19 protein-coding genes and 1 other RNA gene are annotated in these 19,675 nt (G+C 49.5%); 11 read left to right on the forward strand and 9 right to left on the reverse strand.

All coding sequences use genetic code 11. The annotated features are described in order from the left end of the window. Positions 1-8 precede the first annotated feature (8 nt). From galU to rnpB, 3 genes are all read left to right on the forward strand, one after another. Positions 9-887: a UTP--glucose-1-phosphate uridylyltransferase GalU gene (gene galU, locus ACYVJG_RS05895; RefSeq protein ID WP_460430232.1), complete on the forward strand. Its 879-nt coding sequence runs from the start codon at positions 9-11 to the stop codon at positions 885-887. A gap of 59 nt (positions 888-946) precedes the next feature. After that, on the forward strand, positions 947-1,267 hold the full coding sequence (gene grxD / locus ACYVJG_RS05900; protein WP_022652441.1) for a Grx4 family monothiol glutaredoxin: 321 nt from the start codon (positions 947-949) through the stop codon (positions 1,265-1,267). A 21-nt stretch (positions 1,268-1,288) separates the two neighbouring features. Next, positions 1,289-1,658, forward strand: an RNA gene (gene rnpB / locus ACYVJG_RS05905) — RNase P RNA component class A. A 47-nt stretch (positions 1,659-1,705) separates the two neighbouring features. On the opposite strand, the gene ACYVJG_RS05910 is transcribed toward rnpB, so the two are convergent. Beyond that, on the reverse strand, positions 1,706-2,125 hold the full coding sequence (locus ACYVJG_RS05910; protein WP_460430233.1) for a hypothetical protein: 420 nt from the start codon (positions 2,123-2,125) through the stop codon (positions 1,706-1,708). A gap of 150 nt (positions 2,126-2,275) precedes the next feature. Here ACYVJG_RS05910 and dusB point away from each other — a divergent pair, with 150 nt between their 5' ends. From dusB to purD, 4 genes are read left to right on the forward strand one after another with little or no spacing between them, the layout of a single operon-like run. Beyond that, on the forward strand, positions 2,276-3,322 hold the full coding sequence (dusB, locus tag ACYVJG_RS05915) for a tRNA dihydrouridine synthase DusB (RefSeq protein ID WP_460430234.1): 1,047 nt from the start codon (positions 2,276-2,278) through the stop codon (positions 3,320-3,322). Positions 3,323-3,331: 9 nt separating this feature from the next. Next, positions 3,332-3,568, forward strand: coding sequence for a helix-turn-helix domain-containing protein (locus ACYVJG_RS05920; protein ID WP_460430235.1), 237 nt, complete (start codon positions 3,332-3,334; stop codon positions 3,566-3,568). A 56-nt stretch (positions 3,569-3,624) separates the two neighbouring features. Continuing rightward, the gene (purH, locus tag ACYVJG_RS05925) at positions 3,625-5,202 is read left to right on the forward strand and encodes a bifunctional phosphoribosylaminoimidazolecarboxamide formyltransferase/IMP cyclohydrolase (protein WP_022652438.1); all 1,578 of its coding nucleotides are present in this window, start codon (positions 3,625-3,627) and stop codon (positions 5,200-5,202) included. A 32-nt stretch (positions 5,203-5,234) separates the two neighbouring features. Continuing rightward, the gene (gene purD / locus ACYVJG_RS05930; protein ID WP_460430236.1) at positions 5,235-6,515 is read left to right on the forward strand and encodes a phosphoribosylamine--glycine ligase; all 1,281 of its coding nucleotides are present in this window, start codon (positions 5,235-5,237) and stop codon (positions 6,513-6,515) included. 177 nt (positions 6,516-6,692) lie between these two features. On the opposite strand, the gene relB is transcribed toward purD, so the two are convergent. Next, positions 6,693-6,920, reverse strand: coding sequence for a type II toxin-antitoxin system RelB family antitoxin (gene relB, locus ACYVJG_RS05935; protein WP_460430237.1), 228 nt, complete (start codon positions 6,918-6,920; stop codon positions 6,693-6,695). 295 nt (positions 6,921-7,215) lie between these two features. On the opposite strand from relB, the gene ACYVJG_RS05940 reads away from it, so the two are divergent. The 3 genes from ACYVJG_RS05940 to ACYVJG_RS05950 all read left to right on the forward strand — a co-directional run bounded on the left by ACYVJG_RS05940 (position 7,216) and on the right by ACYVJG_RS05950 (position 10,593). After that, entirely contained in the window at positions 7,216-8,106 is an 891-nt protein-coding gene (locus ACYVJG_RS05940; RefSeq protein ID WP_460430238.1) for a DUF2971 domain-containing protein, read from the forward strand. A gap of 28 nt (positions 8,107-8,134) precedes the next feature. Continuing rightward, positions 8,135-8,758 carry a hypothetical protein gene (locus tag ACYVJG_RS05945; RefSeq protein WP_460430239.1) on the forward strand — a complete coding sequence of 208 codons (624 nt, stop codon included), beginning with the start codon at positions 8,135-8,137 and terminating at the stop codon, positions 8,756-8,758. Positions 8,759-8,892: 134 nt separating this feature from the next. Continuing rightward, on the forward strand, positions 8,893-10,593 hold the full coding sequence (locus tag ACYVJG_RS05950) for a hypothetical protein (RefSeq protein ID WP_460430240.1): 1,701 nt from the start codon (positions 8,893-8,895) through the stop codon (positions 10,591-10,593). A gap of 161 nt (positions 10,594-10,754) precedes the next feature. Here the strand turns inward: ACYVJG_RS05950 and ACYVJG_RS05955 are convergent, their stop codons facing one another. From ACYVJG_RS05955 to ACYVJG_RS05980, 6 genes are all read right to left on the reverse strand, one after another. Then, positions 10,755-11,882, reverse strand: coding sequence for a glycosyltransferase family 4 protein (locus ACYVJG_RS05955; RefSeq protein WP_460430241.1), 1,128 nt, complete (start codon positions 11,880-11,882; stop codon positions 10,755-10,757). Next, entirely contained in the window at positions 11,882-12,970 is a 1,089-nt protein-coding gene (rfaQ, locus tag ACYVJG_RS05960; RefSeq protein WP_460430242.1) for a putative lipopolysaccharide heptosyltransferase III, read from the reverse strand. The genes ACYVJG_RS05955 and rfaQ overlap by 1 nt, the downstream gene beginning before the upstream one ends. Before the next feature lie 6 nt (positions 12,971-12,976). Further along, a complete protein-coding gene (gene ptsP, locus ACYVJG_RS05965) occupies positions 12,977-14,716 on the reverse strand; it encodes a phosphoenolpyruvate--protein phosphotransferase (RefSeq protein ID WP_460430243.1) in 1,740 nt (579 codons plus the stop codon). A gap of 34 nt (positions 14,717-14,750) precedes the next feature. Further along, a complete protein-coding gene (locus ACYVJG_RS05970; protein WP_022652432.1) occupies positions 14,751-15,020 on the reverse strand; it encodes an HPr family phosphocarrier protein in 270 nt (89 codons plus the stop codon). A gap of 55 nt (positions 15,021-15,075) precedes the next feature. Beyond that, entirely contained in the window at positions 15,076-15,477 is a 402-nt protein-coding gene (locus ACYVJG_RS05975; RefSeq protein ID WP_460430244.1) for a PTS sugar transporter subunit IIA, read from the reverse strand. A 62-nt stretch (positions 15,478-15,539) separates the two neighbouring features. Next, positions 15,540-16,517: a precorrin-2 dehydrogenase/sirohydrochlorin ferrochelatase family protein gene (locus ACYVJG_RS05980; RefSeq protein ID WP_460430245.1), complete on the reverse strand. Its 978-nt coding sequence runs from the start codon at positions 16,515-16,517 to the stop codon at positions 15,540-15,542. A 129-nt stretch (positions 16,518-16,646) separates the two neighbouring features. On the opposite strand from ACYVJG_RS05980, the gene ACYVJG_RS05985 reads away from it, so the two are divergent. Beyond that, on the forward strand, positions 16,647-18,881 hold the full coding sequence (locus tag ACYVJG_RS05985; protein WP_460430246.1) for an EAL domain-containing protein: 2,235 nt from the start codon (positions 16,647-16,649) through the stop codon (positions 18,879-18,881). Here ACYVJG_RS05985 and ACYVJG_RS05990 read toward each other — a convergent pair. Beyond that, positions 18,865-19,614, reverse strand: coding sequence for a hypothetical protein (locus ACYVJG_RS05990; RefSeq protein ID WP_460430247.1), 750 nt, complete (start codon positions 19,612-19,614; stop codon positions 18,865-18,867). The two genes, ACYVJG_RS05985 and ACYVJG_RS05990, sit on opposite strands and share 17 nt — an antisense overlap. Positions 19,615-19,675 lie beyond the last annotated feature (61 nt).

Here is a 19,675-nt window from a genome sequence, read left to right on the forward strand (position 1 = left end):
GAGTGAATATGCAAAAAAGAATTACTAAAGCAGTCTTTCCGGTGGCTGGTATGGGAACACGATTTTTGCCTGCAACCAAAGCCAGCCCAAAAGAAATGTTGCCGGTGGTGGATAAACCGCTGATTCAGTATGCGGTTGAAGAGGCACTAGAAGCTGGGATTACCGAGTTAATTTTTATTACTGGCCGCAATAAACGCTCGATTGAAGACCATTTTGATAAAGCGTATGAGCTAGAAACTGAACTAGAACTGCGTAACAAGCAGAAGCTGTTAGACACCGTACAGGGGATTTTGCCGCGTTCGGCCAGTTGTATTTACATTCGTCAAACCGAGGCGTTGGGGTTAGGTCATGCGGTGTTATGTGCGCGTCCGGTGGTGGGGCGAGAACCGTTTGCGGTGATTTTGGCAGATGATTTGATCGATGGTGCGCCTGGTGCCATGCAACAGATGGTCGATGTCTTTGCCGAATCACAGTCCTCGATTCTTGGTGTTGAGCATGTCGCACCGCAAGAAACAGGCAGTTACGGCATTGTGCAAGTCACGCCTCATGCACAATGGCAACAAGTGACCTCTATCGTAGAAAAGCCAAAACCAGAAGATGCTCCTTCAACGTTGGCTGTCGTTGGACGGTATATTTTAACGGCCAATATTTTTGACAAACTACAGCATGTCCTACCCGGTGCCGGTGGTGAAATTCAATTGACCGATGGCATTGCGGCGCTGTTACGCGAAGAAACCGTTTTAGCACATCCTTTCCACGGCCAACGTTATGACTGTGGTTCAAAGTTGGGCTATCTCAAAGCTACGGTTGACTATGCTTTGAAACATCCTGAGGTAGCAGGGGATTTTGCGGCATGGCTTGCCAGCCAAGCACGCGGCACAAATTGACCCCACGATAGACAGGGCGTAAAATCCTAGTAAATCACTCAACTATTAGAGGTTTAGCCATGAGCCAAAATATCCATGATGTTATCCGTCAACAAGTGACTGAAAACCCGATTGTGCTGTATATGAAAGGGTCTGCTCAGTTTCCACAATGTGGGTTTTCTGCTCGCGCTGTGCAAATTTTGAAAGCCTGTGAAGCAAAAAGTGTGATGACGGTCGACGTGTTGCAAGACCCTGCGATTCGCCAAGGCATTAAAGAATTTTCCAATTGGCCAACCATCCCACAACTGTATATCAAGGGCGAGTTTATTGGTGGTTCGGACATCATGACCGAAATGTTCCAAAGCGGTGAACTGCAACCCTTGGTCGCTGCGGCGAGCTAATCTGTTATACTGCTTGGCGGTAGAGTTGGTCGGGCAGTCGCCGCCTGTGCAAACGGGGGGAGGAAAGTCCGGGCTTCATAGAGCAGAATGCTGGCTAACGGCCAGGCGTCGTAAGGCGACGGAAAGTGGAACAGAGAGCTGAACCGCCGATGGCTTCGCAAGAAGATCAGGTAAGGGTGAAAAGGTGTGGTAAGAGCACACCGCGTAACTGGTAACAGGCTACGGCAGGCTAAACCCCATTCGAAGCAAGACCAAGCAGGGCGCGCTAACGTGGCTCGCGTTGTGCCCGGGTAGGTTGCTGGAGCCTGTCAGTAATGGCAGGCCTAGAGGAATGACTGTCTGGGGCGTAAATCGCCCAACACAGAACCCGGCTTACAGACTGACTTTGCCTCAACATTAAAAAAACGGTGATTGGAAACGATCACCGTTTTTGTTTTTTCATTTTCCGCCGTGTTGCCGATCAAGGAAAGGCACCACTGGCGCAGGCGCTAAGGTTGTCGGTTGCAGTGCGCTGCTAGGGCGTTTGGTGCAATTCATCACCCCTCGAACATAGCGTTTGCCTTCAAAAAAGGTGTTGTATTGGCCGAGGGTAATGCGGTCGAGGCGGTAGCTGATGCAGTCTTGTTCTTGGGCATAACGCTTGGCATAGCGTTGCAACTCATCTTCAAGTTTCCATTCTCCACCACTCAAGGGTGCGGCCCAAACCGTCAGCTCAATATCCCGCTCATCAGGCGTGGGCTGGGCTTGGTATTGGTAGAGATAGCCTTGCCGTACCTGATGTTGTGGCGCGAATAGGCCGACCTGTGATGTGCAGGCGCTCAATAGGGCAAGTAAAAGCAAAGAAAGGGCAGGTTTCATGGTGAGAAGTATGCCAGAAAAATGCACAGTCACAATACCGCCTGTTGTAAAAACGATGAGCTGCTTAAAAAATAAGCAAAATTTTTGTCAGCTACCCTGTAAACAGCTTAAAATGCGCCGCTTTCCGCTTTTTGATACGACACCGTGGTGATGGCTTCCCCTTTTCAGATTGGCCCCTATGTATTGCCAAACCGCTTAGTTTTGGCACCGATGGCAGGGGTGACAGATCGCCCCTTCCGCATGTTATGTCGCCATTTTGGGGCAGGCTTGGCGGTGAGCGAGATGATTACTTCCAATACGGTATTGGCCACCTCGCGTAAAACGCTTAAGCGTGCCGACCATACCGGCGAACCGGGCCCGATCTCGGTCCAAATTGCCGGCTCCGATCCACAGCAGATGGCCGAGGCGGCACAGCGTAATGTTGAGGGTGGCGCCCAAATTATTGATATCAATATGGGATGCCCTGCCAAAAAGGTGTGCAATGTGGCGGCAGGATCGGCGTTGTTGAAAGATGAGCCGTTAGTGGCGCGGATTTTAGAGGCAGTGGTCAAGGCGGTTGATGTGCCGGTCACGCTAAAAACCCGAACCGGATGGTGTCGTACAGAAAAAAATGTCCTGCGTGTGGCAAAGATGGCGCAAGACTGTGGCATCCAAGCATTGGCGCTACATGGCCGCACGCGTGAAGATAAGTATCTTGGTGAAGCTGAATACGACACCATTGCCGAGGTGAAAGCCGCCTTGTCGATTCCCGTGATTGCTAATGGTGATATCACCACGCCACAAAAAGCCAAGTTTGTTTTGGATTACACGGGGGCGGATGCCATTATGATTGGCCGTGCCGCACAAGGGCGGCCTTGGCTATTCCGCGAGATCTTGCACTATTTGCAAACCGGCCACTGTTTGCCCGAACCCGAGGTGGATGAAATCGCGCAATTGCTGATGGGCCATTTGCAAGCGCTGTATGCGTTTTATGGTGATTATGCTGGCTGTCGGATTGCTCGTAAGCATATCGCTTGGTATACCAAAGGTTTGCGCGGGAGCAATCCCTTCCGTCAATTTATGTATTCCCTTGACCATCCCGAACAGCAATATGCTGCGGTCGCTGAGTTTTTTGCCCAACAGCGGCAATATGGCGAACGTTTGCACTATCTTGCTGACGCAGAGGTTGAGGCCTGTTTGCCCCCTGCTTCCTGTTGAAAATATGCTATGACTGGTCACGATCCAATTTCTCATGCTATCCGCCAAGCAATGGAACAATATTTCCACGACTTGGATGGTGAAGCGACTGCTGGGCTATACGATATGGTGATGGCTCGGGTAGAAAAACCGCTGTTAGAGGTGGTGTTGCATCATGCGGGGGGAAACCAAACCCGCGCCGCCGACTTGCTTGGGGTGAATCGCAATACCTTGCGTAAAAAAATGAAGCAATACCAGCTATTGTAAAGTGCTGGTATTGGCTTTTGATAACCACTTGTTGAACTTGTTTTGGAATGATTGTTATGACACAGATTGAACGTGCGCTGATTAGCGTCTCGGATAAAACGGGTATTGTCGAGTTTGCTCGTGCTTTGGCCGAACAAGGGGTGGAAATTCTGTCCACCGGCGGCACAGCAAAGTTATTAGCTGAACAAGGCTTGCCGGTGATTGAAGTCGCTGACTATACCGGCTTTCCAGAGATGTTAGATGGCCGCGTAAAAACCTTACACCCAAAAATTCACGGCGGTATTTTGGGGCGGCGTGATTTGCCTGAGCATGTGGCAAAAATGGCGGAACACGGTATTGGCAATATCGATCTGGTCTGTGTCAACCTCTATCCATTCGAAGCGACCATTGCAAAAGCAGAATGTACCTTAGAAGACGCCATTGAAAACATCGACATTGGTGGGCCAACGATGGTGCGTTCGGCGGCAAAGAACTGGGCTCATGTGGCCATTGTGACTGATGCTGCCGACTACGCAGGTTTAATCGAAGAAATGAAACAAAACGGTTGTGCCCTGTCGCGGGTGACCCGTTTTAATCTGGCAAAGAAAGCCTTTACCCATACCGCTGCTTATGATGGCGCTATCTCTAACTACCTGACCAGTTTGGTTGAAGGGGTGACGCATGGTGTGCCAGAGCGCGTGGCATTCCCTAATCGTTTGAATGCACAGTTTGTTAAAGTGCAAGACATGCGCTATGGCGAAAACCCTCATCAAGCAGCGGCGTTCTATCGTGATCTCGATCCTGCTTTAGGCGCTTTGGCGCATTACACCCAGCTGCAAGGTAAAGAGCTGAGCTATAACAATATCGCAGACTCCGATGCCGCATGGGAAGCCGTAAAAACCTTTGACGAGCCGGCGTGTGTGATTGTCAAACATGCCAATCCCTGTGGTGTTGCGGTTGCAGCAGACCCACTGACTGCCTATCGTTTGGCCTTCGCAACGGATACCACCAGCGCTTTTGGCGGCATTATCGCCTTTAACCGTGAAGTGGATGCCGCTACCGTCGAAGCGGTGAGCGCGCAATTCCTCGAAGTGTTGATTGCTCCAGCCTTTACGGCAGAAGCCCGTGAGTTGATTGCGAAAAAACCCAATGTGCGCGTGTTAGAAGTGCCGCTCGAGCCGGGGTTCAATCGTTTTGATCTCAAGCGTGTGGGTGGCGGGATTTTGGTGCAAACCCCCGATCTGAAAAATATCTCGGCCGATGAGTTGAAAGTGGTCACCAAGGCACAACCCACAGCGGCACAGTTGGCCGATTTGTTGTTTGCATGGCGTGTCGCGAAATTTGTGAAATCCAATGCAATTGTGTTTGCGGCTAAGGGTCAAACCGCTGGTATTGGTGCGGGGCAGATGAGCCGCGTGGATTCCACCCGTATTGCAGCACGTAAGGCCCAAGATGCTGGATTGAGTTTGACACAAGCGGTGGCGGCTTCGGATGCGTTCTTCCCCTTCCGTGATGGGGTGGATGTGATTGCCGAGCAAGGGATTGCTGCGATTATTCAACCCGGTGGTTCGATGCGTGATGCTGAAGTGATTGCTGCGGCAGATGAACACGGTATTGCGATGGTGTTCACTGGCTGCCGCCATTTCCGCCACTAATCTGCACTGTTAAGACAGGGAATATCCATACTATGAAAATCATGGTGATCGGTTCTGGTGGCCGTGAACATGCCTTGGCATGGCGTTTGGCGCAATCGCCACGCAGCACCAAGGTATTTGTTGCACCAGGCAACGCAGGTACCACCCTCGATTCTGATTTGCACTCGGTACCGCTGACAACCATTTCCGAATGGATTGCGTTTGCCAAGAGTGAAAAAATCGACCTGACTGTTGTGGGGCCTGAAGCGCCGTTATCGGTTGGTGTGGTGGATGCGTTCCGTGCTGAAGGGCTGAAAATTTTTGGCCCAACACAGTACGCCGCCCAGTTAGAAAGCTCGAAAGATTTTGCCAAGGCCTTTATGAAGCGCCACGGCATTCCAACGGCCAACTATGAAACCTTTACTGATGCGGACGCGGCACATGCGTACGTGGCAGAAAAAGGGGCGCCAATTGTCATTAAAGCCGATGGTCTTGCCGCAGGTAAGGGCGTGATTGTCGCGATGACCTTAGACGAAGCTCATGCTGCTATCGACGATATGTTGGTGGGTAACAAAATGGGCCAAGCCGGCAGCCGCGTGGTGATTGAGGATTTCTTGGTCGGCGAAGAGGCCAGCTTTATCGTGATGGTCGATGGTGAGAATGTGTTGGCGATGGCGACGAGCCAAGACCACAAACGCCTAAAAGACAATGACGAAGGCCCGAATACCGGTGGGATGGGGGCGTATTCCCCTGCGCCTGTGGTAACGCCACAAGTTCATGCCCGTGTGATGCGGGAAATTATCTTGCCAACAGTGCAGGGCATGAAACGTGATGGTCATTCTTATACGGGTTTCTTGTACGCGGGTTTGATGATTGATGGCGAAGGCAACCCTTATACCATCGAATTTAACTGCCGTTTTGGGGATCCTGAAACACAGCCCATCATGGCACGTTTGAAATCCGACTTTGTGACCTTGGTAGAAGCAGGGATCAATGGTCAGTTGGATAAGGTCGAAGCCGAGTGGGATCGCCGCGTGGCATTGGGGGTAGTGTTGGCTGCCGAAGGTTATCCAGAATCGCCACGGAAAGGGGATGTGATCGAAGGCATTCCTGCCCAAGCAGAAGATTGCTTGGTGTTCCATGCTGGTACGACTTTGGATGCTGACAACCGCTTGGTGACCAATGGTGGCCGTGTGTTATGTGTGGTCGGGTTGGGTGACAGTGTGCGGATGGCGCAAAACCGTGCTTATGAAACGGCAGACCGCATTCGCTTTACTGGCCGTCAAATGCGGCGTGATATTGGGGCTCGTGCCTTAAGTCGCCGTGGTAGCTAACAAGCCTTGTAATTAGCGGTATTTAGATTGAAAAAGCCCCCGAATGCAGGGGGCTTTTTTATTTCTGATTCTTGGTGTCTCAAAAAACTTGGTTATTACGGTTCTATGAAATCAACGATGCGCCGTGCCGTCTGCTTGTCCAGCTTGCGGAGCTGATTTTTGGCTGTATCCGCGTAATCAATCGTCCAGACCAAGGTCTCTCCTTACGTCCGCAGCAGAATGCACCTGCTCTTGTCCGTTGCGGACTCGTTCCAGCACGTCCGCAGCGAGGTAGTAGTCCTCGATTTGTTCAAGGCCCTGCTCAATCATTTCGCGCAGGTAGTAAGCCTTTGTACGCCCCGTATGGGATGCAAGGTAGTTAAGTCTTTGCTCTGTTTCAGGCGCAAGGCGAATCGAAGTAGGCATTTGATCACCTCCAGTTAAACACGTGTATTCAATGTATCAAATATAGGCTTAGCGTATGATTTTTTTGTTCTGTGAAATGACCACTATATTGGCACGGCAACGCCCCGAGTCTGATCGAGCAACCGTGACGGGAGGGGGGCTAGATGGCAGTGTATCCGCTTTGTATTGTTGTGGTATTTTTAAACCTACGTTTTGGATATTCAACGAGTTGTCGAGCGGAGTGAAAGATTATGCTATGATTCTGTCTTGTTGCAATATGCCAACTTCTTTGCATAAATATGGTTATATTTAAATTATGAAAATTTATAAGTATACCCCACATATTATCGATTTTATCGAAAACTGTTCTTTGAAATTTACACCCCCATATCAACTAAATGATCCATTCGAGTTAAAATTAACATCAAAATTTTTAGAGGACAGTATTTCTGCAGTGCGTGAAATTCCTATATTTACCCCTAAATCAAATATTTTTGAGCGTGCTGTAAAAGAGCATAGTTTATATTATGGAGTGCTAAGTCTATCTAGAAAGTGGGATGATTTAAAAATGTGGGGACACTACACAAGCAATTTTTCAGGTGGTGTAATAGAGTTTGAAATCTCAGACCCTCCAAAATTTGGAAAAGTTTTAACAGCAGAATGTGATTTATTTGATGATTTTGAAATTTATGGGATGCGTAATGTCATTTATTCGAAAAATCGTCCGCATTTCAAAGGTCTAAAAAACATACATACTACTTTGCTTGATAGCTTTTTTAGAAAGCCAGCACAATGGAAACATGAAAATGAATTTAGAATAATAGGTAGCGCAGCACATCCTAACTTCTTTAAAATGTCTAAAGACATCTATAAGGATATTTTTGAGAAAGAAATAAAAGGAAACTCAGGTGATTTTTTTATTTTAAGTGAGAACAGTACGGAAATTTTTATTTCTCGTAAAGAAGGGTGCAATCCGATACGTTCGATAGGTTTCGTTAAAAAACTATTTGATGACCAGCGATTTTTTCATCCTCTTGTGCGTATTAATCCGTTAAGAGTTACAGCGCTTTACCTAGGAATGAACTTTGACCCCAAAATTTTAAAAAATACAAGTTTAGATAAATTTAAAAAAGCACAATCAAGTATTTTTATGGTACAGCCAGATGCTGAAAAATACGTATTAAATATAACTGCAACTGTCAGGTAAACCAATAGCCATCGCGAGGATTTAAAGTATGAGTTTAGATAAAGAAAAGTTAGGTTTTTCCCTTTTTCATGGAACATCATCAATTTTTCTGGATTCGATTAATCAATCGGGTCTTGGTGGAGAGAATATAAGTAAAAAATACGAAATAAATGCAATGTTTTCTCAAGTTGTAGATGCATTTAACAGCAAGTATAGTGACTGTAACTGGTGGGTTAGTGAGAGCCCCATTTGTGAAGCAATCATCAGATCAAGAGTGACGAATGGAGGCTTTAATTTTCGCTATGGTGGAGTTTATCTAACTCCTTCGCTTGAGAGAGCGGAAAGCTATGCTAAATCTAATAAGTATGGCTCAGAAATAATATCATATTTTATCCGTAGTTACGAGGAGCTATTTAAGCTTAATCCGATATTAGCTGATCAAATTTTCCCGATAGTACATCCTCTTCGCGAACTAATCGCTTTAGATCCTGTGCCAGTGGTTTTGGAGATTGTAGACATTACAAAAGATTGCTTGGTTACCGAGTGTGGTGATTCTATTGAAGAACAATTAGAGCAACTGAAACAGTATCCCGAAATAATGGAATGCTTTAACTTTGAGTCAATCAAACCGATTGCTTGGGATAATATTAAAATAGTCCGCCGAAACTGCTAACAAACTATTCGAGGAAGATTCGCAATACATGGCATCTTTACTATGGATTGTTTTAAGTGATTAAGGTGGTCTGCGGGGGGGGGGACGTATTGTGCTGCTTACCCATTAACAGAGTATTTTTATTTGGAAGGCATATGAATATTTTGTACCTTGAAAAATTGATAAATATTTCGCAGGCTCCGACCGAATCCGAAGCGTTTGATGAATGGTGTGGTCAGAACGATATTCTGCCGTTTCTTTTCGAAGATGCGAAGGATGAGTATGTCCTGATTTATGCGAGTCTTGATCACGTCTATCTATACGCGCTGCTGGTGCCGGATAACGTAAATCTTGAGGATCACGGTGATGACCTTATGGGCTGGAACTCGAATCCTTTCTCGGGATGGAGTTTGGTCGCTAGCCAAGATCATGTTTGGATCAAAAGTCCTTGTCAGTCCGAAGGAAGCGAAGTTTTAAAGGATGCAACTCAAATAATATTTGGACGCTCATTTGAGGGTCATACTGGTGACTCAAGTTATTTTGAAGTTAACCAAAAGATTACACAGATTCTAGATCTTCACTACGTCAGTGAAAGAAACGCATGGTGTAGGTTAGATCAGCACGGAGATATCGAAGATTGCATAAGTGTACTTGATCTTAAAGGTGGTCGAGCAATCCTAGCGAAAGCTAACGTATTGGATAAATATTGCGCAGTATCCCATACGAATATTTTAAGAATGTTCGATTTCACACGGTATAGAAAAGGGAGTTTCTTCGGGTGGGGAAATGGCCGAGACGAACGTCAACTTCCCAATTGCGACGGAATAGTCATGCGGCTAACGGTTCAACCAGGTGTTGGTAGCTACTCGCGTGGGGTACAGTTAATCCAGTCAAGAAAGTCAGCGGCTTCAGTTTGTTCAGAAATTTGGGGAATGGATGACGACCAACAAGAGTATGCTATTTTCATTGCTCAAGACTGGAAAAACAAGCAAATAGTAGAAATATCTTGCGCACCAGGTGCGACAGCAAACTGCTTCACAGAATCAGATCTTCCTTGTGAACTTAGCCCTGCATATTTTCGACCGGAAGTGCTTTCTAAATACAAAGCTGATCGTCAGAAATACACTCTAGAAGATCGTTCCATAACGTGCCGTGGTGCTTGGTATTTAAAATCATACGATATCAACGATGCGGGCCAAGTACATACATATCTTGTGGACTTGCGACAACTTCCCTATGAGGAGCAGTTGCATTGGAAGCAGTTTAACGAACCGCCAAAGGCAGGGCTGTCAAAAAGAGCATTCACGACGGATTTTGAAGGCCAGTGGTACGACGAATACGATGCTCTTCAGGCTTTGAAATCTAAGCTATGTGAACTTATTAAATCGAAATGCCCTTGGTGGGATTTGCCAAACACTAATCAACTTGAGGAAGTTCACTACCCGGTGACTGCATCAAGAGATGAATGGGCTAACGAAATCATGGCATTAGACCAACTGATTGTTGAAGGGCTTAATCAGAAATGGCTAAAGGCAAAGGCTATAGAGTTAGGTCAAAAACCATCAGCCACGATGAGACAGTTAAAGTTGCTGGAGGTCTGTTTAGTCGGGTTAGGGTTCGAGGAAGAGCATGCTTATGCTCTCATGAGTCCTTTTCATGAACTACATAACTTGAGATCTCTAGTTCGAGGTCATCGGTGGGGCACTGAAGCTGCCAGTGAGGAAAAACGAGTTTTGAAAGAGTTTCGCGAGTATAAAGTTCATTTCAAGTCTCTTTGTCAGCGTTGCGATGAATCACTTGAGCAAATTATTACAGGATTTTCAGAGTACGAAATCGGTGCCCAGAGTGGAGGTTAACAAGGCCGTCAAGTGTAGTCCGCAAGCGGACTGGACCTTCCTATACTCGGCTGCTTACGGCAAATGTCCGCTGATTCTTCGCAAAGGCTACCTTCAAATAGACACTCGCCACCTCAATCTCCTGCCGCCATGAATCCCCGCTCTTTAGGGCGGGGAGGCGGTTAAAGCAGCTTTTCATACAACTGAATCAGCGCATCGGCGGTGGAGGCTAAGGTGTAGGGCTCGGCGCAATGGCGAGCGGCGGCAGACCAAGTTGGCCACTGTGGTCGGGCGGCGAGCCATAAGGCGATGGCGGCTTGCCAGCCTGCTTCATCCAACGCATCACGCACCATCCCATTTTTGCCCTCAACAATCCATTCCGCTGCCCCACATTGAGTTGTGGTGAACACCGGCAGGCCACTGGCAAACGCCTCGACACAAACATTCGGAAAAGGATCATATAAAGTCGGCAAAATCAGGGCATCTGCCGCACCATAAAAAGGACGGACTTCTTGCTGTACGCCAGCAAAATGCACCCGTGAGCTGAGACCAAGGGTCTGCGCCTGTTGCTGGTAACGTGTCGCATGTTTATCACCGCCCACCACCAACACATGCACCTCCGGATGAGGTAACACAGCCGACAAAATGCGCCCAACCCCTTTGCGCTCAAATCCCGAACCGACATACAGCAACAACGGTGCATGATCTGGAATAGCAAACTGCTGTCGGACACGGCTGCGGTGTTGACGTAAATCGGGATGAAAACGTTGCGTATCGACCCCGTTATAGATCAACGGTAGCTGATCTGTGGTTAAGCCAAAACGTTGTTGAATATCGTGTTGCACCATTTTCGCATTGCAAATCACCGCTTTGAGTTGCGGATGACGAAACATCTTGGCTTCAACGGCACAGGTGTAGTGATGATAAGGGTTGAGCTGCAAAGCCAATTTGCCGAGCGTGCCGAGGGTGCGGCGACGTTGGGCGAGCCAAGTTGCATGAACGCCATCGCCTGCCCGAAAAATATCACAGCCGACAATACGCTCATGGCTTTGCACTAAATCGAACTGTTGCTGTTGTACCGCCTGTTGTACTGCACGGGCAAACCCCCAATCGCGCCACACATTGCCGAGATAGAACGGGTCGATGGTCAGACGATCTCCGCCGCCTTCTCCCTGCCAACGGCGTGCCAATAGCGTAACGGCAACGCGGCCATCGCTAGCGAGCGCATCGAGGGCGCGACTGACAAAACGTTCTGCACCGCCAGCCGGATTAAAACGCTGGCGCACAATTGCAATACGACGAATAGACATTAAGGATTCCGAACGGTTGCGGTGAGTTGCTCGATGGCAGTCAAGACCTGCTCGACCGAGATAGCGTTGAGACAGTCGCTGATTTTGCTGCCGCCGCAGCCATCACGACCACAGGGCCGGCAGCGATAGTGTTCGGCAATCAACACCCGATGCGGGACTTGCCACGGGCCCCACTCGATATCACCCGAAGGGCCAAACAGCGCAATAGTCGGGGTTTGGGTGGCGGCAGCCATGTGCATCGGAACCGAATCCATCCCAATAAATAAGTCTGCGCCAGCAATGATCGCGCCCAACTCTTTCAAACTGAGCTGACCTGCCAACGATGCAACGGGTGTTGTCAATTGCGCTTGAATGGCGGCGATGCAGGCCATTTCTGCGGCATCCGGCGCGGCAGTGAGTAGCACCGTTCGCCCTTGTTGTTGCAGTGCCTGTATCAGCTGCGCCATCTGTGCTGTTGGCCACGTTTTGAACATCCAACGTGAAGTCGGATGGATGACCGTATAAGGGCTGTTAATTCCTTGGGCAAGTCGTTTTTGCTCGGCTTGTGTGTGCACAAGCGCCGGAATGGCCAGCGATAAAGCGCGGTGATAGTGTTGCACCGGCACACCCAAACGCCGCAGGGCATCTAAGTGAATGTCGACCGTATGCCGCCGATTGCCGCCGATCACTGGGTAGCGATGGCTAAAGGGTTTACGAAACCATTTGCCATTTAAGTTGCTGGGAGAAATGGCCCAGCGAGGGCGTAAAAGCCGTGCCAACCACGAACCGCGCTTATGTTCTGTTAGATGAATGATGCCATCGTATTGTCGAGCGCGCAGTGCTTGTAACACACGCCATTCTGCTTGGGCTTGTGGCAAGGGGCCGAGTTTTTTCCATTGACGATCTAAACAATGCAGTTGGCTGAGCGCCGGATGGTCGGCCAACATCGGTGCCGTATCGGCATAGACCAGCGCATCAATCTCGAGATGGGGCGCATGTTGTTTTAACACACTCAACACGGGGGAAGTTAAGAGTACGTCACCGTGATGACGTAACTTGATCACCAACACCCGACGGGTGTTGGTGAAGTCGATAGCATCTACAAGCATAGAAAATTAGGCTGCACGCGGGGTATTGAGCTGGGTGAGAAGATCGGCGATTTTTTCGGGATCGCTGGCGCGCAAAATCTTGGCGGTTTGTGCCACCGTGGGGTCGAGATGGGTATCGAGCACAATTTGTTTAACAGAGAGCAAGTTGGCTGGGTGCATCGAAAAACGCCGCAACCCCATACCAAGCAATAAGCGGGTCATTTTGCTATCCCCAGCCATCTCGCCACACACGGACACCGGTAAACCAAATTTTGCGGCAGTTTTCAGGGTGTGGGTCAGTAAATACAAGACAGCAGGGTGAGTGGGGTCGTAGAGATGACTCACCGCATCATCATTGCGGTCGATGGCGAGGGTGTATTGAATCAGGTCGTTGGTACCAATCGACAAGAAATTAACATGCTTGGCCAGCATATTCACTGTGAGTGCCGCTGAAGGCACTTCAATCATTGCCCCTACTGCAATTTTCTCATCAAAACTGACCCCTTCTTCGCGCAACTCTTGTTTGGCAGCATCGAGTTGAGCCAGAGCTTGTTTGAGATCGGTGATGCCATTGATCATCGGGAACAGAATGCGGACTTGGCCATGTGCCGAGGCACGCAAAATAGCGCGTAATTGGGTACGGAATAGCTGCGGTTCGGCAAGGCACAAGCGAATGCCGCACAAACCCAAAGCAGGGTTATCACCCGTGCCATGAATCGACCATTTCGGGTTTTTATCTGCGCCTAAGTCCATGGTGCGAATGGTGACCGGACGGCCATTGAGCTGTTCTGCCACATGACGGTAAGCATCGTATTGCTCTTGCTCATCGGGCAGCGTATCACGTCCCAAAAACAGAAACTCACTGCGGAATAAACCAACCCCCATCGCCCCCGATTCCACCACATCGGCCACATCTTTTGGCAGTTCGATATTGGCTAATAACTCAATTGGCGTGCCATCTTGGGTTTGTGCATTGGTTTTTTTCAGACTGGCAAGTTTGTTGCGTGCTGCGCGCCATGCCCGTTGCCGGCGGCGGTATTCTGCCAACACGGTTTCGTCTGGATTGACGATTACCACCCCTTGCTGGCCATCGACAATCATCAACTCATCTTCATGAATCAGATGGCGGGCGCTGTGAGTGGCAATCACCGAGGGCAAATCAAGGCTGCGCGCTAAAATCGCAGTATGGCTGGTGGCTCCCCCCACATCGGTGACAAAAGCGGCATAACTGGCATCTTTGAAATACACCATGTCAGCCGGGCTTAAATCATGGGCGACTAAAATCGCATCATCAATCAAGCTGGAGGGCAAAGGTGGTGCGCTGCTTTGGCCGGCGAGATTTTTGAAAATCCGTTCCACCACTTGCATCACATCATGTTTGCGCTCACGCAGATAGGCTTCTTCGATTTCTTCAAATTGGGCAATGAGCTGATCGGCTTGCTGTTTTAATGCCCATTCCGCGTTGCAGCGTTCGGCTTGGATGATTTTGCGTGGCTCACGCGACAGCGCAGCATCATTGAGCAACATGATATGCAAACTCAGAAAGGCGCCTAGCTCGGCTGGAGCGTTCTCTGGAATACTGCCCCACAACATTTCTAGCTCTTTGCGTGTGGTGCGAATCGCATCGTCAAAGCGTTGCAACTCGGCAGGAATATCTGCGCTTTCCAGAAAATAATGGCTGACATCAGCAGTGGTATGAGAAACCAAATGCGCACGTCCGATCGCAATGCCACCACCAATACCGATACCGTAAAGTGCTATGCTCATGGGTGCCCTTTCCGTTGTTGTGACCAGATCTGAGTTACTCGGCTTCGTCGAAGCGATTGTTAATCAGATCGACCAAAGCGGTCATGGCGGCTTGTTCATCGCTGCCATTGGTTTCAATCACGACTTTGCTGCCTTTTGCTGCTGCGAGCATCATCACACCCATAATGCTTTTGCCATTCACTCGCCGGCTGGCACGAGAAATCCACACCTCGCTTTGAAAACGGCCTGCGGTTTGGGTGAATTTGCTCGAAGCACGGGCATGGAGACCCAATTTATTGATGATTTCTATTTCTTGTTGCAGCATAGTAGGCCTGTCATCCTCAAATTATGATTGTTTTACTGACCGTTTCTTCAGGGTATTACGCGGTGGGTGGCAAGGGTTCTAGCGGTACAACACCTTCCAAACCACCCGTAACCGCTTTGCTGATGACCGTTGCTAAGGGCAGCGCGCTATAGGATACCGCCCGCACCAACATCGGCAAACTGACACCGGCAATCGCTTCAATCCGTCCGGTTTCAATCAGACGTGTGGCGATATTGGATGGCGTACCGCCGCAAATATCAGACAACAATAACACGCCTTCACCGCTATCTAGCCTTTGAATCAGCTGTCGTGCTTCTTGTAGTTTTTTTTCGGGGTCATCGGATTTATCCACCGCCATACACGCTAAGTTTTCTGGTTCGCGTTGTAGGATATGGCGGGTACACGCGATGAGACTTTGACCCAAGTCACCGTGAGTTACGATCAGAATGCCAATCATGATGCCCTTGCAGTGCGAAACGCGCACTGTCCAAGATTAAAGAAAAAGAAGAAGACCGTATTTTAACAAGCCCCACCTGCTGCCGGCACCCATTCTATTAGTAATTCTGCATTTTTTTGCTGTAATTCGGCATATTCTGCAGGAAGTGAGTAACCCTCGACCAACATCACTATTTTTTGGCCTTGCTGTGCTTGCTCTATTGCCAAACCGAGGGCTGAGCTCTGTTCAGTATAGGGTTGATAGAGGGCATCGCGCCGGCTCAATGTGAGCCAATGATCGGCTAATTGATGTGGATAGAATAAAACATCGGCGGCTTGTAAGCGTTGTAGTCCGCGCAGTGTCAGTAAATCAGGATCGGCACTGCCCAAGGCCAACAGATGGAGACTGCCGGTTATCGGTTGGCTGTGTTGTAGCGCCTGTTGTAATCCTTCATCTGCCGTGGCACGTTGCCCCTGATGAAGTAAATTGACCAATGGCCCACGCAACACTGCTTCCCAAAAACGTCGTCGGGCGGCGGTATCTGGCAAGGCTTGTTTGACACGATCGCGCCAATCGCTGGCAAATTGCGCCACCTCGCGAAAACGCAACGGGACAGACGCTTCAATTTGTTCGCGCACCAATCGTGCCAATACCGGACTACGACCCCCAGTAGAAATAGCCACCACTAACGGTGAGCGGTCAACAATCGCTGGCACAATAAAATTGCATAGCGCTGGCGCATCGACCACATTGACTAACAGCCCTGCCGCCTGCGCTGTTGCTGAAATCTCAGCATTGATCTCTGGCTGATCGGTGGCGGCAATTACCACGGTGGGACGCGGCGACAGCAGCATATCCGCCGCTGAGAAAGGGCGTAGATGGCAGTGCCAACTGCGTTCGGTAATGAGCCGTTGCAGTTCCTCATCAATCGTTGGGGCAATCACGGTGACTCTTGCACCAGCGGCATCTAACAACCGCGCTTTGCGTAGCGCCACTTCACCACCGCCAATCAATAAGCCATGACGATCTTTTAAATCAACAAAGATTGGAAAATATTGCATATTCGCTTTCGTGGATTGTCCTCTGTAGGCTATCCGGATGACCACGATTGTATTAAAGTGGGGATTATTACCGGATCAATTATAAAACTGCTGTTTTCAGCATTTTTTCGCCATTGTTTGGGCCTACTCATGTCTGATGCTACTTTTTCGCCCTTTCACCATGCGCTAAGTGGGATATGTCACGGTTTGCGTTTGACGCCTTTACACGCGGCCGCCAGTGCCAGACCTGTCCTCAGTTTTGCATGGTTGATTGGTCTTGTCTGTGGCGTGCTGACATGGTCATTTCAGCTAGAGGGCATCGGCTACAGCTTATTTCTACCTCATTATATTGTCTTGGCGTGTTTGCTGGCGGGGTATGGCTGGCGCGCATGGTTGAGTGCCTTAGTGGGGATGGCGCTATGGCTGCCGTGGAGTGTGCCGCATGGCTATGAAAGCGTGCTGTTATATGCAGCACAAGCGGTATGCTCGGTCGGTGTTGCCGGTATGCTACGCCATACTTTGCACCAAACTTGGCCTGGCTTACCGCTGCCGGCTTTATTGTCGGCATGGTTGGCAACGATGTTGCCTGCGCTATTACTGATCCCCGCCGGTTTAGCGGGGTTGGCTGTGCTGTTATATGGCGCGGAGAGTGGTCAATGGTTGACATTCACATTAGCGTATGGCTTGCCGGTATTGCTATTAGGCAATTTGTGGCTGAGCTATGTGTTGCTGTTGCGTTACCAACTACCGTTATGGCCAGCGGTATCGTGGTTGGTATGGGGGGCGGTGGTGTTGTGTGCAGTGATTGCCCTCGGTGGTCTGTGGTGGCCGAGTGCTTATTTTCTGCTGTTGCCCGCGCTAGCGGCTTTGTCATTGTTGGCGCCGCCTTTATTAGCCGCCTTGGTCGCGGCCACCGTGTTATTGGCAATGTTGGCTGGCTTGTTGTATGTCCATGTTCCGATCAGTGTTTTACTTTCTACTCCTGCTTTAGAGCAAGCCCAGATTTTTCTATTTGTCCTTGGACTGACGCTGCATCTGACACTGTTGGCGGTATCCCTGCGGCGCGAGCGTGAGCGTCATCGCCAAGCCTCGGTCTATCGCGATCCAGCCACGGGAATGTTAAATCACGCTGGATTGGCAAAAGAATTTCGCCGTTGGCATCAAGTGCAACGGCCATTTGCCTTAGCGGCGCTGAACATCAATTTATTCGAGTCGATCTTAATCGTTTTTGGCAGCGACACTGGTGCCCGCATTCTGGGGTTGATGGCGCGAAAGTTAGAACAAGAGCTGCCAGCAGGCTGGCCAACGGGGCGCTTGTTGGGTGGCATGTATATTTTGATGGTGCCGCTAGATGAAGCCTTAACACTGGTTGAATTGGAGCGCATTGCTGAAGCAGTGGCCGAAGTGCGGGTGCCGTGGGAAAGCCATTTTTTAGACATTCGCTGCAATATGGTGTTCTTACGCCAGCCCAGTGAGGATTACGAGGCCAGTCTGCATCGTGCCACTGCCGCTGTGCAAGAAGCCGGTGCGCGCCGCCTCCCGGGTTTGATGCCGGCGGAACAAGTCTATGGTGAAGAAATCCATGCTGGTTTGCATTGGATCAGCCGCTTGCAACAGGCGCTGCAAGAAGGCCGTTTTACCTTATTTGCCCAGAAAATTTTGCCGCTGTCTCCACAAACTGAAACCGGTTTACATTTTGAAATCCTGCTGCGCTTGCGTGATGAAGCAGGAAAGTTAGTGTCTCCGGGGGAGTTTATTCCAGCGGCTGAACATTTCCGTATGATGCCGATGTTAGATCATTGGGTGATCGCCAGCACTATCGAGTGGCTCGCCAACCATCCGCACTATCGGCAACAAGTGGCAAAGTGTGCGTTAAATTTATCAGGGCAAACCATTGTTGATGCCAGCGTGGTGGATTTTGTGCATCAAAGTTTAATGCGGCACCCGATTGAAACCGACAAGCTATGTTTTGAAATCACAGAAACCAGCGCCTTGGGCGACTTAGGCCGCGCCCGCGCTCTGGTGCAGGGGCTGCGCGGTTTGGGATGTAAAATTGCCCTTGATGATTTTGGTAAAGGATTCTCTTCGTTTGACTACCTCAAACGCTTGCCTGCTGACTTTTTGAAAATCGATGGCAGTTTTGTGCGTAATCTGGCACCCCATTCGGTCGATGAATCCATTGTGAAAGCTATGGTCGATGTGGCGCAGGCCACCGGTTTGCAGACCATTGCTGAATATGTCGAAACCCCTGCTTTACAAGCGCATCTACAACAGTTAGGGGTCGATTTCGCGCAGGGGTATGGTGTGGCAAGACCGATGCCGTTAGAACAATTCTTCCAGCAGGAACTCGGAGAGTTAGCTGATCGCGTTAGCGAGAAGAACTGATCTTAGTTGGCATCACAAAAGGAATGATGCGTGAGCTTTTCACCGGCTCGGATGGGAGCTCAACGGGTTCAATCGTTGGCAGTGGTGGTGGGCTATCACAGAATAATTGCTGTCCCAACTCGTCCAATAATTCACGGCCGGCCTGTGCTTGCACAAACTCCGCACCAATGCGCCAAGCATCGCTGTGACGCGCTACATGGCGAATTCGCAACGGCCAAGTGGTATCTAAGCCATCGATGGTCAAATGATAAACCGCCCGCCCGGCCAGAATTTTTTCTGAAAAATGGAATAACAACGCCCCAGCATTGACTTCCAATAGCCAGCCATGCCCAAAACGGGCGCCATCGCTTTCACGGGCTAATTGCACATGGGTACGTTTTAACCACGCTTTACGCAACTGCTGTTGATCCGCATGGGGGATGCGGTGGGTCATCTCAGCGGTGATCGCCGTGGTATGGCCGGTTAAGCCCAGTTGTCGTGCAAACAGTGGGGGACAGTGGATCAGATGAAACGCGCCATGAGGTAGGCTCTCGATAGCCTTTAATAACAACTGACAAGCGCCTGTACCAATGGCACTGACCTCGGATAAATCGAGATAGACTGGCAAGCGCAGGCTCTGTGCCTGTGCAATCGCCTGTTCCAATTTGGTGCGCAAACCGGTGCCAAATTCTCCCACCGGCACCCAGCGCACCTGATCGCAGGCAATATGAATAGCGAAAGTGCGATCAAGCATGGCAATCATTTATTTGGTATGAAAAAAGAAAGCCCATAATAAAACGGGCTTTGTAAATACG

It is taken from the genome of Aquaspirillum soli (assembly GCF_054781915.1).

What these genes read in the sequence shown, in the direction of transcription:
- galU (WP_460430232.1), top strand. Translation starts at nt 9, where the DNA reads ATGCAAAAAAGAATTACTAAAGCAGTCTTTCCGGTGGCTGGTATGGGA.
- grxD (WP_022652441.1), top strand. Translation starts at nt 947, where the DNA reads ATGAGCCAAAATATCCATGATGTTATCCGTCAACAAGTGACTGAAAAC.
- ACYVJG_RS05910 (WP_460430233.1), bottom strand. Translation starts at nt 2,125, where the DNA reads ATGAAACCTGCCCTTTCTTTGCTTTTACTTGCCCTATTGAGCGCCTGC.
- dusB (WP_460430234.1), top strand. Translation starts at nt 2,276, where the DNA reads ATGGCTTCCCCTTTTCAGATTGGCCCCTATGTATTGCCAAACCGCTTA.
- ACYVJG_RS05920 (WP_460430235.1), top strand. Translation starts at nt 3,332, where the DNA reads ATGACTGGTCACGATCCAATTTCTCATGCTATCCGCCAAGCAATGGAA.
- purH (WP_022652438.1), top strand. Translation starts at nt 3,625, where the DNA reads ATGACACAGATTGAACGTGCGCTGATTAGCGTCTCGGATAAAACGGGT.
- purD (WP_460430236.1), top strand. Translation starts at nt 5,235, where the DNA reads ATGAAAATCATGGTGATCGGTTCTGGTGGCCGTGAACATGCCTTGGCA.
- relB (WP_460430237.1), bottom strand. Translation starts at nt 6,920, where the DNA reads ATGCCTACTTCGATTCGCCTTGCGCCTGAAACAGAGCAAAGACTTAAC.
- ACYVJG_RS05940 (WP_460430238.1), top strand. Translation starts at nt 7,216, where the DNA reads ATGAAAATTTATAAGTATACCCCACATATTATCGATTTTATCGAAAAC.
- ACYVJG_RS05945 (WP_460430239.1), top strand. Translation starts at nt 8,135, where the DNA reads ATGAGTTTAGATAAAGAAAAGTTAGGTTTTTCCCTTTTTCATGGAACA.
- ACYVJG_RS05950 (WP_460430240.1), top strand. Translation starts at nt 8,893, where the DNA reads ATGAATATTTTGTACCTTGAAAAATTGATAAATATTTCGCAGGCTCCG.
- ACYVJG_RS05955 (WP_460430241.1), bottom strand. Translation starts at nt 11,882, where the DNA reads ATGTCTATTCGTCGTATTGCAATTGTGCGCCAGCGTTTTAATCCGGCT.
- rfaQ (WP_460430242.1), bottom strand. Translation starts at nt 12,970, where the DNA reads ATGCTTGTAGATGCTATCGACTTCACCAACACCCGTCGGGTGTTGGTG.
- ptsP (WP_460430243.1), bottom strand. Translation starts at nt 14,716, where the DNA reads ATGAGCATAGCACTTTACGGTATCGGTATTGGTGGTGGCATTGCGATC.
- ACYVJG_RS05970 (WP_022652432.1), bottom strand. Translation starts at nt 15,020, where the DNA reads ATGCTGCAACAAGAAATAGAAATCATCAATAAATTGGGTCTCCATGCC.
- ACYVJG_RS05975 (WP_460430244.1), bottom strand. Translation starts at nt 15,477, where the DNA reads ATGATTGGCATTCTGATCGTAACTCACGGTGACTTGGGTCAAAGTCTC.
- ACYVJG_RS05980 (WP_460430245.1), bottom strand. Translation starts at nt 16,517, where the DNA reads ATGCAATATTTTCCAATCTTTGTTGATTTAAAAGATCGTCATGGCTTA.
- ACYVJG_RS05985 (WP_460430246.1), top strand. Translation starts at nt 16,647, where the DNA reads ATGTCTGATGCTACTTTTTCGCCCTTTCACCATGCGCTAAGTGGGATA.
- ACYVJG_RS05990 (WP_460430247.1), bottom strand. Translation starts at nt 19,614, where the DNA reads ATGCTTGATCGCACTTTCGCTATTCATATTGCCTGCGATCAGGTGCGC.